At 72.0% G+C, this 14,831-nt stretch carries 12 protein-coding genes and 1 pseudogene; 7 read left to right on the top strand and 6 right to left on the bottom strand.

Annotated features, from left to right (window positions below):
* Positions 1-23: 23 nt before the first annotated feature.
* Positions 24-896 carry a TauD/TfdA family dioxygenase gene (locus HCK04_RS02540; RefSeq protein ID WP_142645258.1) on the top strand — a complete coding sequence of 291 codons (873 nt, stop codon included), beginning with the start codon at positions 24-26 and terminating at the stop codon, positions 894-896.
* Positions 897-926: 30 nt separating this feature from the next.
* Here the strand turns inward: HCK04_RS02540 and HCK04_RS02535 are convergent, their stop codons facing one another.
* Positions 927-3,779: a LuxR family transcriptional regulator gene (locus tag HCK04_RS02535; protein ID WP_168065581.1), complete on the bottom strand. Its 2,853-nt coding sequence runs from the start codon at positions 3,777-3,779 to the stop codon at positions 927-929.
* Between the two features lie 1,171 nt (positions 3,780-4,950).
* On the opposite strand from HCK04_RS02535, the gene HCK04_RS41905 reads away from it, so the two are divergent.
* The 3 genes from HCK04_RS41905 to HCK04_RS02525 are packed head-to-tail and all read left to right on the top strand — an operon-like array spanning position 4,951 to position 7,297.
* Positions 4,951-5,916, top strand: coding sequence for a HAMP domain-containing sensor histidine kinase (locus HCK04_RS41905; protein ID WP_222709762.1), 966 nt, complete (start codon positions 4,951-4,953; stop codon positions 5,914-5,916).
* Between the two features lie 2 nt (positions 5,917-5,918).
* Positions 5,919-6,584 carry a hypothetical protein gene (locus tag HCK04_RS41900; protein ID WP_240970894.1) on the top strand — a complete coding sequence of 222 codons (666 nt, stop codon included), beginning with the start codon at positions 5,919-5,921 and terminating at the stop codon, positions 6,582-6,584.
* Complete coding sequence (locus HCK04_RS02525; RefSeq protein ID WP_260617046.1) at positions 6,581-7,297, top strand: HAMP domain-containing histidine kinase; 717 nt, start codon at positions 6,581-6,583, stop codon at positions 7,295-7,297. Before HCK04_RS41900 ends, HCK04_RS02525 begins: the two co-directional genes overlap by 4 nt.
* A 67-nt stretch (positions 7,298-7,364) precedes the next feature.
* On the opposite strand, the gene HCK04_RS02520 is transcribed toward HCK04_RS02525, so the two are convergent.
* Entirely contained in the window at positions 7,365-8,063 is a 699-nt protein-coding gene (locus HCK04_RS02520) for a TetR/AcrR family transcriptional regulator (protein ID WP_142645254.1), read from the bottom strand.
* Positions 8,064-8,176: 113 nt separating this feature from the next.
* On the opposite strand from HCK04_RS02520, the gene HCK04_RS02515 reads away from it, so the two are divergent.
* Positions 8,177-9,409, top strand: a complete 1,233-nt coding sequence (locus HCK04_RS02515) for a saccharopine dehydrogenase C-terminal domain-containing protein (protein WP_142645253.1) — start codon at positions 8,177-8,179, stop codon at positions 9,407-9,409.
* Here HCK04_RS02515 and HCK04_RS02510 read toward each other — a convergent pair whose 3' ends face one another.
* The 4 genes from HCK04_RS02510 to HCK04_RS02495 all read right to left on the bottom strand — a co-directional run bounded on the left by HCK04_RS02510 (position 9,410) and on the right by HCK04_RS02495 (position 13,493).
* Entirely contained in the window at positions 9,410-10,219 is an 810-nt protein-coding gene (locus HCK04_RS02510) for an alpha/beta fold hydrolase (protein WP_142645252.1), read from the bottom strand.
* A 93-nt stretch (positions 10,220-10,312) separates the two neighbouring features.
* Complete coding sequence (locus HCK04_RS02505) at positions 10,313-12,088, bottom strand: FtsX-like permease family protein (protein WP_142645251.1); 1,776 nt, start codon at positions 12,086-12,088, stop codon at positions 10,313-10,315.
* Between the two features lie 2 nt (positions 12,089-12,090).
* Positions 12,091-12,804, bottom strand: coding sequence for an ABC transporter ATP-binding protein (locus HCK04_RS02500; RefSeq protein ID WP_240970916.1), 714 nt, complete (start codon positions 12,802-12,804; stop codon positions 12,091-12,093).
* Between the two features lie 152 nt (positions 12,805-12,956).
* On the bottom strand, positions 12,957-13,493 hold the full coding sequence (locus HCK04_RS02495) for a PadR family transcriptional regulator (RefSeq protein WP_142645249.1): 537 nt from the start codon (positions 13,491-13,493) through the stop codon (positions 12,957-12,959).
* Positions 13,494-13,741: 248 nt separating this feature from the next.
* Between HCK04_RS02495 and HCK04_RS41895 the strand changes: the two are divergent.
* Both HCK04_RS41895 and HCK04_RS02485 read left to right on the top strand, forming a co-directional pair.
* Positions 13,742-13,909, top strand: a pseudogene (locus HCK04_RS41895) (helix-turn-helix transcriptional regulator); the annotation flags it as partial.
* Positions 13,910-14,528: 619 nt separating this feature from the next.
* Positions 14,529-14,831: hypothetical protein (locus HCK04_RS02485; protein WP_205829767.1), on the top strand; the 303-nt coding region annotated here is incomplete at its 3' end.

Raw genomic sequence — 14,831 nt, 5'->3', positions numbered from 1 at the left:
ACACCAACGAGGAGGACAGTGAGATGACCACACCGACCGCCGAACGGCTGACCCTGCGGCCTCTCGGACCCCACTTCGGCGCGGAGGTCGAGGGACTGGACCTGGCGACCGCCACCGACGAGGAACTGGCCGCGGTGCGTGCCGCCCTGGTCGATCGGAAGGTGCTCTTCTTCCGCGATCAGCGCCTGGACGACGACGGGCAGGTGGCTCTCGGCCGCCGTCTCGGCGAGCTGACCGCCTCCCACCCGGTGGTCGGAGGCGTCGACGAGGCGCATCCGGAGATCTACGCGCTCGACAGCGCCGACAACGGCTTCGCCGACGTCTGGCACACCGACGTCACGTTCATGCCCCGTCCGCCGCTCGGCTCCATCCTGCGCGCCGTGGTCCTCCCGCCCACCGGCGGCGACACGAGCTGGGCCGACGCCCAGCTCGCGTACGACTCCCTGTCGGAACCCGTCAAGGAACTGGCCGACCGGCTCACCGCGGTCCACGACGGCAACCGCGAGTTCGGTTACTACCTGGCCCAGCGCCGCGGCGGCAAGGGCAACGTCTGGGACGGCGAGCTCGTCACCCGGCTGGAGCCGGTGGAGCACCCCGTGGTACGCGTCCACCCCGAGACCGGCCGCAAGGGGATCTTCGTCAACCCCGGGTTCACGTCCCACATCGTCGGCCTGTCCGAGGCGGAGAGCCGGGCCGTTCTCGACCTGCTGTACGCCCACCTCACCAAGCCCGAGCACATCGTGCGCCACCGCTGGAGGATCGGCGACGTCGCCATGTGGGACAACCGGAGCACCGCCCACTACGCCAACCGCGACTACGGCGACGCGCACCGCGTGATGCACCGCATCACCCTCCGCGGCGACCGCCCCTTCGGACCCGGCCGTACGGACGGGTGACCGGGCGGGGGGAGCGGGCGGGGACGCGGGCTACGCGTCGTGGTCCGGGTGCTCCTCGGCGAAGATGCGGGCGAGCTCGGCCCGGGACGCGATGTCGAGCTTGGCGAAGATCCGGCGAAGATGGGCCGAGACCGTATGCGGAGACAGGAACATCCGGGCGGCGGCCTGACGGTTGGTCAACCCCTGGGCGATCAGCTCCGCCACCGCGCGTTCGGTGTCGGTGAGGCTGTTCCAGCCGAACTCCTGCTGGTGCGACTGGACCCAGTGACGGCGCCGGACGCCCAGCGCCCGCAGGCGCGCCCGCACGCGGGCCGCGCCCCGGAGGGCGCCGATCCGCTGGTAGCCGTCGTGCGCCTGGTCGAGGCTGTTGATGGCCCGCTCGCGGTCGGCGGAGGCGCCGGTCTTCATGAGCAGGACTCCGAGGTCCTCGGCGGCCGAGGCGCGCTCCCACGTTTGCGGGTGGTTGGCGGCGGCGAAGGCGAGGTCGGCGGGGTCGGCGTGCAGAAGACCGCGAGCGTGCGCGGCCGCGGCGGCGAAGATGGGATAGCCGGGGTTCCTCCGTGCGAGGTGGTCGGCCGTGTCGACGATGGTCTGCGCGTACGCCCGGTTTCTCGTGTCCAGCGCCAGCCGGGTCATGAAGACGGCCGCGAGGGGGGCCGTCATGAGCGTGCGTCGTTGCTGGTCGGTGTCGGTGTAGGTGCCGCGGAGAATGTCCGTGGCCCGATCGAGATCGCCCTGGCTCTCGGCGATCACGGCCTCCACCCACCTTTCCCAGGCCGATCCGAAGAGCATCCCGGCGGTGCCGGGCTCGCACGCGTACCTCTTGATGTACCGGACCGCGGCGTTTATGTCGCCGCGCCGTACGGCGATGTACGCGAGGATCGACAGCCCCACGCGGATGAACCCGTGCGTGCCCATCTCGTCCGCGATCGTCATTCCGGCCTCGGCCTCTGCGACGGCGTCGTCGAGGCGGGCGGCGGCCAGTTTGACGCGGGCGCGGAAGAGCGAGGGCTGCGCGGCCAGCACGGTGACGCCGAGGGTCTCGATCTCCTCCTCGGCCGCCCGGATGGCCAGGTCGGCCGCGTCGAACTGACACAGGCACCGGTGAAGATGACCCAGCAGCAGCCGGGTGTACGGTCGCTGGACGGCCTCCACGGCGCCGCGGTTGCCGATCCGCAGGGCCTCGTCCAGATGCCTGAACGAGTCGTCGACCCGGCCGTCGATCATGGCGCATCGGGAGAGCATCAGCAGGGCGCCCACCACCGCCGTGTCGGAATGCCCGTCCCGGTCGGAGAGGACGGCCTCGGCCCGCCGTTGTCCCTCCGCGACGTCGTTCAGGGTGATGAGCCCCCAGAAGACCGTCCACTCGGCGACGTCGCGAAGGTCACGGGAGATGTCCTCCTCGCGGAGCAGCCCCTCGGCCTGGGACACGGCGTCGGCCGGATGGCCGCTCAGCAGCAGGATGTACGCCAGCGCGCAGCGCAGGCGATGCGCCAGCGCGGAGGGAGCCCTGGCGAGCGCGCGGCGGGCGAGGTCGGCGGCCTCGCCCAGCCGCCCGATGGCCGTCAGGGCGTCGACCACGACGGTGGCCCGGCTCACCCATTCGGGATCGGCGGCATCGGTCAGCTCCAGCGCCCGGGTGGCGAGATCGGCGGCGGCATGCGGCGAGGACCGCAGCACCTCCCGCGCCGCCTGGTCCAGCGCGAGCAGAGCGCACACGTCACCGGGGCCGGCGCTGTGGATGAGGTGCGCGGCGGCGGGAACGGCCGATCCGCCGCGTTTGAGCAGCATCTCTCCCGCCTCGCGGTGCAGGGCCTGCCGGACGGCGGTCGACAGGCCCTCCGTCGCCGCCTCCCACAGGAGGTCGTGCCGGAAGGCCAGCTCGTGCCCGGCGGATCCGACGATGCCCGCCGACATCGCCTCCTCCAGCATGGGCAGCAGATCGCCCGTCGATTCGCCGAGCATCTCGGCCAGGTCCGTCACGGAGAACGAACGGCCCAGGATTCCGGCGACCTGGAGCATGTGCCTGGTCGGCTGGGACAGCTCCTCCAGGCGTTCCCGGGTGACCGCCCGAGCCGACGGCAGCCGCGCCGACGCCAGCCGCACGCGGCCGTCGGCGGTCCGGAACCCGCCCTCGCGCTCGAGCTTCTCGATGAGGTGGACGAGCAGGAAGGGATTGGCGTCCGCTATGCCGGCCAGGGTCAGCACGTCCGGATCGGGCTCCGCCCCGAGGACGTCGGCGACCACCTCGGCCACCGCCGTGTCGTCCAGGGCCCCCAGCCGGACCCGCGCCGCGCCCTCGCGCTCCAGCGCGTTGAACACGCGGTCGAGCCAGGGGATGTCGCCGCCGCCGGTCGTACGGGCCAGCATCCAGACGAGCGGGGAGGAGGCGAAGTCCAGGGTCAGCGACCGCACCGCCAGCATGGTCATGTGGTCGGTCCACTGCAGGTCGTCCAGGGTGAGCAGCACGGGCCCGTGGGCCACCAGCGCCTCCAGCGGTTCCTGCAGCTGCTCGAGCAACTGCAGCCGCCGGTCGGCCGGGCCGGACACGCCGCCGCCGTCGCCGGTGGGAAGGAAGATCTCCCCGAGCGCCGAGGTCAGCGGGGCCAGCGGCATCAACTGCGTCAGCTCGTCCGCGACGCCGCGGACCACCCGGAATCCCCACCTGCCCGCGGTGATGGCGGCCACGTCGAGCAGGCGGCTCTTGCCGACGCCCGGCTGGCCCTCGACCAGCAGAACGCCGCCCCCGCCCACACGTGCCGCCCGGAGCCGGTCGGCGACGAGATCCCACTCCCGGGCACGGCCGCGCCACCCGGGCCAGGACGTCTCCCGGGAACTGGGCCTATACCTCGTATCCAGGACATTCCGGGATAACTTACCCATGAAGCCATAAGACACCCGGCGTACAGGACGTCGCAACAGGCCCATGCGGTTCGCCGTCATCGGGGGCCGGACGCGGCCGAATGGTAGATCTCAGCGCGGTGAGCAGGCGCGTAACCCTACACACATGTGCGATACGAAGAAGCCCGTCCGCGGTTCAGGATCGTATCGGTCGGCTCGCTCTCGCCTATGAGCCGACGCGCAAGCACTTCCTCGACTGAGCGGTACCGAAGAATCATGTGCAGCGGACGACACGCCACGCCCCCCGGCCCTCTCAGGAGCCTGGCATCCCTCGAATTCCTATTTCGAAAGGGTGGCGATGGTGGACCTGAAGAACGATGATTTCCTGATACTGCTGTGGCTGCTGTTCACGCTCTTCACGCTGCTCGCGTGGATGGCCGCCGCAAAGGTCTTCGCGCACGTGCTGACCGGCCGGTCTTCGATGGTCGCCTGGCCCGCGCATGAGACGGGCGACGGTGCGAACCGCGCGAACGCCTCTCGCGCGGAGAACGGCGAACACGGATCCCGGAGGCGGGCTCCCCGCCGCCCCCCGACAGCCGACCGGCAGCAGCACCGGCTCTCCGCGGCCGGCGCCGCAGGCCACGCCTCCGCCGAGCACGCGCACGAGACCTCCGGTCACGCCGGAGCGTCGTCACCCGGCCCGGCGAACCGCGGGAACGACCACCGGCGTCCGGACCGGCGGCCGGACCTGTGGAGGCGCTGGGCGCCCCGCACGATCCGAGGGCAGATGACCGTGCTGGCCACCGCTATGACGCTCCTCACCCTCCTTCCCGTGGGAGGGGGGATGTACGTTCTGGCCAGAGCCAGGACCGTCCCACGGCGGTGTGATCCGTGCGCGACCGCTCTGTCCCACACCGTGGGCCGCTCGCCGGTGTCAGGGAGCGCGGTGCCAGGGAGCACGGTGCCAGGGAGCGCGGTGCCAGGGGGCACGGTGTCAGGGGGCACGGTGTCAGATGTGGTGGCACGGGGCGCCGGCGGCGCCGGCCGGGTCCCCCGCCTGGTCATGGCAGGCTCCATGGGGTCCTCGTCCGCCGCACGGGGGACGCTGTCCCGGACCTCTGCGGGGAGCCCCGGACCACTCACGGGTGCCCCGCGGCCCACGCCGACGTGCACCGCTGTCTTTCCCGCCGATGCCTTTCCCTCCGCGCTCCGGGTGGTCGTCGAGGCGGGGCAGTCGCTGCTGGGCCTCGCGCGGCCCCGTCTCCCGTTGCTCGTGTCGCTGGAGACCACCGAGCTGATCGCCCTGAACGCCTGGATCGCCTGGAAGGTGAGCGGACGGCTGCTACGCCCCCTGGACGGGGTGAGCGCCGAACTGTCCCGGATCGACTTCGCCCACCTGGGCGCGGGCATCTCGGTGCCGAGGAGCGCGCAGGAGATCACCCGGTTGAGCCGGACGATCAACCAGGCTCTGGGGCGGGTGCAGCGGGCCAAGGAGGAACTCGAGGACGTCGCGCGCCGCCAGCGGCAGTTCGCGTCGGACGTCGCCCACGAGCTGCGCACGCCCATCGCCGGGCTGCGGGTGCAGCTCGAAGCGGCGCAGCAGGATCCCGCAGGGGTGCCGTTGCCGGAGCTGCTCGAGACGACGCTGGTCCAGGTGGACCGGCTCGAGACGGTCACCGACGACATCCTGTGCCTCGCTCGCCTGCCCAACTGCGCACCCGCCGAGTGGCGGCAGGTCGATCTCGCGGCCCTGGTCAAGGCCGAGCTCGCGCAGCGTACGGATCGGCGCCCGGTGCGCCTTCGCATCACCCACGGGGCCATCGTCACCGCCGTGCCGAGCCAGATCGGCCGGCTGCTCACCAACCTGCTGAACAACGCGCAGCGCCACACCCGGCGCGTGGTGTGCGTCGAGGTACGGGTCGATCCCGCCGCGGTCGAAATCGCGGTCAGCGACGACGGGCCGGGGATTCCCGAGGCCGACCGTGAGCGGGTGTTCCAGCGTTTCACCCGGTTGGACGACGCCCGTAGGCTCGACAGCCTCGGCACCGGGCTGGGCCTGGCCATCGCCCGCGACATCGCCAAGGCACATCAGGGGACCCTCAGCGTCGAAGAAAGCACAGCCGGCGGGGCGCGATTCGTCCTGCGGCTGCCGCGAGTCCGGCAGCCCGAAACGGGGTGATCATGAAGTTAGAGAACTGTTCGATCCGGGCGCGTCTGGCGGTGTTCGTCAGTATCGTGGTCAGCCTGCTCTGCATCGTGTTCTCCATCGTCTTGTTGTTCGCCCTCAACAAGATGGCCACCGAGAACCTCACCAAAGAGGTGACGGCGGTCGGCGAGCTGACCGCGTACGACGTCGACCACGGTCACATCAACAATCCGCTGCCGCCGATCTCGGCGAACCTGATCCGGCCCGTCCAGGTGGTCAATCCGCAGGGACAAGTGGTCGCCGCGACCCGCGATTTGCAGAACCGGCCGCTCATGGCGCATTTCACGCCGGTAAGCCCCAGGCGGGTGGCGAGCGCCGTGGTCTGCAATTCCGTCTTTCCATCCGGCGGATGCCATGTCGTCGTCGCGCAACAGGTGTATCGCGACGGCGAATGGACCGTGTACAGCGCCGCGCCGGCGCTGCCGTTCTTCGTCTATCCGGGCATGGTGGCCCTGTTGATCGCGGGAACGGTCCTTTTCACCGGGGCGGTCGCGTACGGGGCGCGGCACACCGTCGCCAGCTCGCTCAGACCCGTGGACGCCTCCGGGCCCAGCTCGACCACATCCAGAGCACCAACCCGGGCCGCCGGGTCCCCGTCCCCAAGGTCAAGGACGAGATCTACCGGCTGGCCCGGAGCGTGAACGAGACGCTGGACCGGCTGGAGCACACGCTCGAACAGCAGCGGCGCTTCTGCGCCGACGCGTCCCACGAGCTCCGCACCCCGATCACCGCCATCCGCGTCCAGCTGGAGGACGCCCTCCTGGCGGCCGAGGACGTCGACCTGAGAACGCTGTGCGAGGACGTCCTGCCGAGCGTGGAGCGTCTCCAGGCGATCACCACCGGCCTGCTGACGCTCACCCGGTTCGACGCCGGCGTCCCGAACGCAAGGCACCCGGTCGATCTCTCCGAGCTCGTCGCCCTGGAGCTGAAGAGCCACCAGGGCGACAGGAGGGTCGTTCTCCAGGTGACGCCCGGAGTGATCGTCAACGGCGACCGGCTGCAGTTGCGGCAGCTGATCTGCAACCTGATCCAGAACGCCCAGCGCTACGCGTCGTCCACCGTCACGGTCACGCTCCGGCGAGAGAACGGCGGCCCGCGCTTCGCGAAGGGCGTCGCGGAGCTGGAGATCCTCGACGACGGCGCCGGGATCGCCATCGACCATCGCGAGATGGTGTTCCAGCGCTTCGCGCGGCTCGACAGCGCGCGCAGCAGGGACGCCGGGGGAATCGGCCTGGGCCTCCCCATCGCCCGGCTGATCGCCGAACGCCATGACGGCACGCTGACCATCGCGGACAGCGCGCAAGGCGCCCGTTTCCTGGTCCGCCTTCCCCTGGACTCCCAGGTCGGCGGCTGACGGTGTGGGCCTCTCGGGGACCTGCCGGTGGGCGCAAGGCGAGCACGGCGGGCCCGGCCATCCGACGTCATCTGTGGCTCTCGTGCGCGGCGCTGGCGAGCAGCATGTCGAGCGCGGCGGGGTAGGCGCTGTCGTTCATGTCGGCCACCAGCAGGGGCGCCACCGCCGCGATGTTGGGATGGGTGGCGGGGGACAGGCGGGCGTAGGTCGCCTGCCACATCTCCTCGTCCGCCCGGCGGGCCCGCTCCGGCAGCGCGAGGGACGCCGCGTCAAGCGCGGCGAAGGCCAGCGTCATGTCGATGAACGCGTGGTAGACCCGGACCGCCGCACGGTCGGGGAAACCGGCGCCGCGCAGCAGCCCGAGGATCGCCTCGTCCGCCGCGATCTCGTGCGACTTGCCGCTGATGCGGCTGGCGGTCAGCACCGCGGCCTGGGGGTGTTCGAGGTAGGCCGCGTGGATGCGCAGGCCCAGCTCGCGAAGGTCGGCGCGCCAGTCGCCGGTGGCCTGCCAGCCGTCCATGGCCCGGCCGATGAGCATGTCGCCGATGGCCAGGGTCAGGTCGTCGATGCCGGCGAAGTAGCGGTAGAGCGTGCTCGGGTCGGCGCCCAGGGCGACGCCGAGCCGCCGTACGGACAGTCCGGCGGAGCCGTGCTCGCGCAGCATGCGCAGGGCGGTGCGCACGATCAGGTCCTCGGAGAGGACGACTCCGTTCTTCGTCGGGCGGCGCCGCCGGCGCGCCGACTCGGAAACCACCGGCTTGGGCATGATGCTCCCTTCCTCGGTGGCCACCTTATGCCAACACCATTGACGTTCGATGCGGGGGTGACGTTGGATCGTGGGCACCAAAGGGGTCTTTGTCCTTAAAAGGGAGCTTTGTCATGCGTGTTCTGCTCGTCGGCGCCGGTGGCGTCGGTACGGCGATCACCCGGATCGCGGCCCGCCGGTCCTTCTTCGAGCACATGGTCGTCGCCGACTACGACCTGTCCCGTGCGGAGGCGGCCGTCGCCGCGCTGGGGGAGGCGGGCGCCCGGTTCACCGCCCGGCGGGTGGACGCGGGAGACGAGTCCGCGGTGGCGGCGCTGCTGGCCGAGCACCGCTGCGACGTCCTGCTCAACGCCACCGACCCGCGGTTCGTGATGCCGCTGTTCCGGACGGCGCTGTCTGCCGGGGCGCACTACCTCGACATGGCGATGTCGCTGTCACGGCCGCACCCGGAGCGTCCGTACGAGGCGTGCGGGGTCAAGCTGGGGGACGCCCAGTTCGAGATGGCGGCCGAATGGGAGAAGGCGGGCAGGCTGGCCCTGGTCGGCATCGGGGTGGAGCCGGGGCTGTCGGACGTCTTCGCCCGATACGCCGCCGACGAGCTGTTCGACCACATCGAGGAGATCGGCGTACGCGACGGCGCGAACCTCACCGTCGAGGGGTACGACTTCGCGCCCTCGTTCAGTATCTGGACCACCATCGAGGAGTGCCTCAACCCGCCGGTCGTCTACGAGGCAGGCCGGGGCTGGTTCACCACCCCGCCGTTCAGCGAGCCGGAGGTGTTCGACTTTCCCGAGGGCATCGGCCCGGTCGAGTGCGTCAACGTCGAGCACGAAGAGGTCCTGCTCATGCCCCGCTGGATCGACGCCGAGCGGGTGACCTTCAAATACGGCCTGGGCGAGCGGTTCATCGACACGCTGCGGACCCTTCATCTGGTGGGGCTCGACCGCACCGAGCCCGTCCGCGTCGTCGCCGAGGGCGGCGCCGTCGTCGAGGTGTCCCCGCGCGACGTGGTCGCCGCGTGCCTGCCCGACCCGGCGAGCCTGGGAGACCGCATGCACGGCAAGACGTGCGCCGGCACCTGGGTCAAGGGCACCAAGGACGGCGGCCCGCGCGAGGTCTACCTCTACCACGTGGTCGACAACCAGTGGTCCATGCGTGAGTACGGCTCCCAGGCGGTGGTGTGGCAGACCGCGGTCAACCCGGTCGTCGCCCTCGAACTGATGGCCGGCGGCGTCTGGTCCGGCGCCGGTGTCCTCGGCCCCGAAGCCCTGCCGCCCAGGCCGTTCCTCGACCTGCTCACGGCGTACGGCACCCCGTGGGGCATGCGGGAGCAGCAGGCGGCGTGATCAGCCGCCGAGGTGCCGGTCGAGGAAATCGCGGATGGTCTCGGCGAGTTCGAGGCGGTGGTCGGAGAGGGCGTGATCGGTGTCGAACACGTGGTGCTCCAGGCGCGGCACGGGATAAGCGGTGTAGGCGGCCACCACGGGATCGTGGTGGCGCGCGGCGGGGGTGATGGTGTCGCGCCCGGCCGTGCCGATGAGCAGGACCGGCCGGTCCGCGAGCTTCGGGGTGAGCGAGGACAGGCGCCACGCCTCGCCCGCCGCGATCATCTCGTCCACGAGCGCGGCGCCGCTGGTGCCCTTCAGAGGAAGCAGGTCGTCGCCGAACCCCTCGACGTACGCCGCCCGCAGCGCCGCGTCCTCCCGGCAGGCGGCCGCGACGGAGCCGAAGTCGAACGCCGACACCGACGCGACGGCGCGGACGCCCGGGTCGCCCGCCGCGGTCGTCAGCGCGGCGAAGCCGCCGAAGCTGTGCCCCGCCAGTGCCAGCCGGTCCGGATCGAGGCGGTGCGCGGCGGCGAAACCCGGCTCGCGTACGGCGGCCACGACGCGGGCGGCGTCCTCAAGCGAGGTGGTCCACGACCAGGACCCGCCGACGCCCCAGGACCCGCGGTAGTGGAAGACGAGGGCGGCGTATCCGGCACGGCGCAGGTGCTGGGCCAGGTCGAAGTTGCGCTCGTGCCCGGGGAAGCCGTGCAGCAGCACGACGACCGGATGCGGTCCCGGCCCGGCCGGGAGATGCAGGACGCCCAGCAGGGTCTCGCCGTCGCTGTCGAACGTCACATTGGCGTTGGCCGCCGGGATCTCGGGGGTCATCCGTCCTCGCTTAGATCGAACCGATCGGTACTATCTAAGGCTAGCGGATATACCCGCGGTGCCCGCCGGGCGGGCCGGGCGGGCCGGGGGCCGTCACGCGGTCTCCATGGTGAGGACGCGCCCCGCGGGCTCGCGGGTGTGGATCCACGCGGGCAGCGCGGTCAACGCCGCGACCGCCAGCAGGATGGCGAGCACGGCGGTCAGCAACCAGGACCCCGGGGGAGTGACCGACGTGGCGAAGAACCAGTACAGGCCGAGCCCGGCCGGAACGCCCGCCGCCACCCCGGGCACGGCGGGCAGGAGCTGCGTGACGCAGTGCGCCGCGACGATCTGGCCCGGGGTGGTGCCGAGCGTACGGGTGATGGTCAGGGCGCGCCGGGCCTGCACGGCGGTGCCCCAGCTGAGGAGCACGGTGTTGAGCGTGGACAGCGCCACCAGCGCGAAGGTGACGGCGAGCAGCACCTGGCCGGTCTGGTCGGTCCGCACTTCGAGGGGGCCGAACCGCCTGACGGCGGGGGTCGCGTCGAGCTCGGCGTGGAAGGTGAGCAGCGCGGTGACCATGACGGTCGTGGCGGCCGTGCCGGCGGAGGCCAGGACGGCGCGGCCGGGCCGGCGGGCCAGGAGCCGTACGCCGAGCAGCAGCGAGGTGGGCAGGTAGGCCGTCACGGCGTTCAGGCGCGGACGGCGCGTGAGCGTGTGGGCCGGGTCGGCCAGGTTCTGGACGGTGCTGCCCCGGGCGGCGCGTACGGCGGGGCCGAGCGCACCGGTCACGGCGACCACGACGGCGAGGAAGACCGCGGCGAAGACGGTGACGGAGTCCGGAGGCCCGGCGGTGTCGAGCAGCCCGGCGCTGGGATCGATCAGGTGGGGCGCGGCCAGCGTCCCGGCGGCGAGGCCGAGCGCGGTGGACAGGAAGGTCAGCAGCAGGTGCGGCGCCAGCAGGATGGCGGTGACCGTGCCGGGGCCGGCGCCGACGGCCTTGAGCAGTGCGGCACGCCGGGTGTCGCGGGCGGCGCGTGCGGTGGCGAGCGCGGCGAGGGTGACGAGCGCGGCCGCGGCGAGCAGCCAGCCGCCCACGACCAGGGCCGGCTGCATGTTCCTGATCATGACCGAGTCCGTGCGGAGGACGGTCTGCCAGTTGTGGGTGTTCACCCAGGAGTCGCCCCTGCGGTCGTCGGTGAACACGGTGCGGCTCCACCGGCCGGGATCCGCGGGGTCGGTCAGCTTCAGATGGATCAGGTGGACACCGGCGGTGTGGCCCGCCGCCGCGCGGGCGTCGGCGGTGGTGAGCCAGATCCTGCCGCCGTAGTCGGACGGCCCGGGCCCCTGGGCCCAGTCGCTCCACGGATACACGGGGGTGGACGCGCTGATCGCGATCCCGACGACCGGATAGCCGCGTCCGCGGATGGTGACGTGGTCGCCGACGCGCACACCGAGCGCCTGCGCGAAGCCGCGCTCGATCACCGCGCCGCCGGGACGCACCCAGGTGCCGGCGGTCACCAGCGGCCGGTCCAGGGCGGACGGTTCGCCGTTCCGTCCCTCGACCGAGGAGCGCGCGCTCCGGCCGTGCGCCCGGATCATGGTGTCGAACGCGAAGATCGGCTCGGCCTGCGCGGCCACGCCGGGCGTGTCCGCGAGGCGCCCTGCCAGGCCGGACGGGTCCCTGTCGGTCGTGATGGCGGTGATGTCGGGACCGGCGGTGGCCGCGCGGGTCTTCAGGTACGCCGTGGCCAGGGCGGTGCGGGCCGTCAGCCCCAGGGTCAGGGAGGCGATGGCGAGGGTGACGGCGACCAGGAACACGAGGGCCTCGATGGGGTGGCGGCGCACGTCGTGCAGGATCAGGCGCCAGGTCAGCAGCAGGTGTCCCATGCTCAGTCCTCCCAGCGCAGCAGCGCGCCGAGCCCCGTGCCGCCTGACCCCGTGCCTTGGTGGCTGTGCCGCATGCCGCGGCCGTCGCCGTCCAGGCGGGTGTCGTCCGCCAGCGTCCCGTCCCGCATGGAGATCACGCGGTCGGCGGTGGCGGCGACGCGCTCGTCATGGGTGACCATGACCAGGGTCTGACCGGCGGCGCGCAGCTCGTCGAAGAGCCGGAGAATGTCATGGGTCGCGGCGCTGTCGAGGTTGCCGGTGGGCTCGTCTGCGAGGACGACCAGCGGATCGTTGGCCAGGGCACGGGCGACGGCGACCCGCTGCCGCTGCCCCCCGGACAGCTCGGACGGCAGATGCCGGGCGCGGCCGGCGAGCCCGACCTGCTGCAGCAGTTCCTCGGCGCGGCGGCGGGCGGCCCGCGGCGAGGCGCCGGCGAGCAGCGCGGGCAGCTCGACGTTCTGCGCCGCGCTCAGCTCGTACATCAGGTGATAGGCCTGGAAGACGAACCCCACCGATCGGCGCCGCAGCCGGGCCAGCGCCCGTTCGCTCAGGTGGTCGATGCGCATGCCGCCCAGCCACACCTCGCCCTCGGTGGGCCGGTCGAGCCCGCCGAGGAGCTGGAGCAACGTGGACTTGCCGCAGCCGCTGGGCCCGGTCACGGCGAGCGTCTGCCCGGCGGGAACATCGAGGTCGACCCCGTCGACGGCCCACACCATGCTCTCGTCCTGCCCGTACACGCGGGTCAGGCCGACCGCCCGCAGTGCCGGTCCCGGGGCCTCGGCGGGCCGCCGGCCGGCCGGTCCCGGGCGCGGGCTGTCGCACGTGTCACTCCGCGACGACCGGCCCCTGACCCTTGGCACGACTGTTCTCATCCGTTTCCTCCGCCCTCCCCGCGCCGGGCGGACCAGGTCCGCTCGCACGCCTCCAACCAGCGCAGGTCGGCCTGCAATCGGAGCGCGATGCCCTCCAGAAGCAGCCCGGCCTCCGAATCCGTGTCGTGAGCGAGGGCGGCGCGCTGGGCCTCGGCGAGGCTGCGCATCAGCTCCCGCCGCCGCGCGTCCACGAGCGCGACCGGGTCGGCCAGACCCGACTCCGCGGCGGCCACCAGCTTCAGATGGAACTCCGTCACGTCCGTTCTGGGCCCGGTGCTCTCGGCCATCCACGCGGCCACCCGCTCCTGCCCGGCCGCGGTCAGCGCGTACACCTTGCGCCGCGGGCCGCGCACCGGCGCGTCCTCGCGGTCCTGGACGACCAGGCCCGCCTTCTCCAGCCGCGTGAGCGTCACATAGATCTGCCCCGCGTTGAGCGTGTCTCCCAGCGGTCCGAGCGCGGCCGCCAGCCGTTGACGCAGGTCGTACCCGTGCGACGGCTCCTTGGCCAGCAGCGCCAGCACCACGTCCTGCACGGGCCACCCTCCTCTACGACCCCTCAATAGATAGCGGTTAGCCAAAAGAGCGTCAACCGGTCCCGTACGTTCCGCACCTCGTCCGCGGGACTACGGGACCCTTGACGAGGGGATGCAGCTCGCGGCCCTCGTCGCCGCCGGTCTCGCCTACGCCGCGCCGCCGGGGCGACCTGCTGCGCTCGGTCGAGGATCGCGCCCGCGCCGCCGGGCTCGACGTCACGAGCGTGGGAAACTGTCCACGATCCCCGCTTGTCGCGTTCGGCCTGTCCAACGGCGAGATCGCCGAGCACCTGGTCATCAGCCCGCCGACCGCCAAGACCCATGTCGCCAGGGCCATCGCCAAGCTGGACGTCCGCGACCGGGTGCAGCTCGTCATCCTGGCCTACGAGAGCGGCCTGGTCCGGCCCGGCGGGTGAGAAGTCAGCGGTCAGCGCGTCGTGACCACAGGCTCGACGTTGCAGCACCGGGTCAGGAAGGCGTGACCACGGAATCCGACGCTGCGCTCCCCGGGCCGAAAATCCTGACCGGAGACCGATACCGCAGTGCCAGCCGTCCCGACCCTCCCGCGCCCGACTCTCCGGCCAGGCGTCCCGGCCCGTCCGCGACCCGGCTGCCCGGCCAGGCGTCCCGGCCCGTCCGCGACCCGGCTGCCCGGCCAGGCGTCCCGGCCCGTCCGCGACCCGGCTGCCCGGCCAGGCGTCTCGACCCGTCCGCGACCCGGCTGCCCGGCCAGGCGTCCCGGCCCGTCGCAGCGGCGTACTTCGCCGCAACCCGCGCCTCCCCACCCGCCCGCGACCCGACTGCCCGGCACAGTGCTCCCGCACGACCGCGACGTCCTCCGCGCACAGCGCCCCCGACGTCGCGTGTGGGGAGATCGCCGAGCGCCCGGCCGTCTGCCCGCCGACCGCCAAGACCCACGTCAGGACCGTTGCTGTTCCCGACCTGTGATTCCAAGAGATTGCTAGTTGATCTTGAACTAGCCCCAAGGGCGCGAGAGAATTAATACAAGTTTTCGAATCACTCGATGGAGGTGCCATGGATCTGTTCGATATCGATCCTGAGCGCCTTAGTCATTCGAACGATGTCGACGGTGAGTGGTGGGACGGCTGGTGGGATCGCCTGATCGCCAATTCCCCACTGTGGTCGTCCGACGGCTCGTCCGCCCGCGAGCCCTTCCCGATCATCAAGTTTGGGCCCCGGCAGCACGCAGACGCGCCCGGCACCGATAGCGCGGACGCTCCAGGCACGGACGCCCCAGGCACGCATACCGACAAGGCAGATAGCGACGGCGCGGAGTCCACGGGTAGGGCTGCCGCCGGTGCGGATGCCGCTGGCATA

Source organism: Microbispora sp. CL1-1 (assembly GCF_012034195.1).
Taxonomy (GTDB): Bacteria; Actinomycetota; Actinomycetes; order Streptosporangiales; family Streptosporangiaceae; genus Microbispora.
Note: the sequence above shows the minus strand (reverse complement) of the source record. Positions and strands in the feature narration are given on the sequence as shown.

Coding starts and splice junctions, on each gene's coding strand:
- HCK04_RS02510 (WP_142645252.1), bottom strand. CDS start 10,219: ATGACCCCCGAGATCCCGGCGGCCAACGCCAATGTGACGTTCGACAGC.
- HCK04_RS41900 (WP_240970894.1), top strand. CDS start 5,919: ATGAAGTTAGAGAACTGTTCGATCCGGGCGCGTCTGGCGGTGTTCGTC.
- HCK04_RS02540 (WP_142645258.1), top strand. CDS start 24: ATGACCACACCGACCGCCGAACGGCTGACCCTGCGGCCTCTCGGACCC.
- HCK04_RS02505 (WP_142645251.1), bottom strand. CDS start 12,088: ATGGGACACCTGCTGCTGACCTGGCGCCTGATCCTGCACGACGTGCGC.
- HCK04_RS02535 (WP_168065581.1), bottom strand. CDS start 3,779: ATGGGTAAGTTATCCCGGAATGTCCTGGATACGAGGTATAGGCCCAGT.
- HCK04_RS02520 (WP_142645254.1), bottom strand. CDS start 8,063: ATGCCCAAGCCGGTGGTTTCCGAGTCGGCGCGCCGGCGGCGCCGCCCG.
- HCK04_RS02515 (WP_142645253.1), top strand. CDS start 8,177: ATGCGTGTTCTGCTCGTCGGCGCCGGTGGCGTCGGTACGGCGATCACC.
- HCK04_RS02500 (WP_240970916.1), bottom strand. CDS start 12,804: ATGGTGTGGGCCGTCGACGGGGTCGACCTCGATGTTCCCGCCGGGCAG.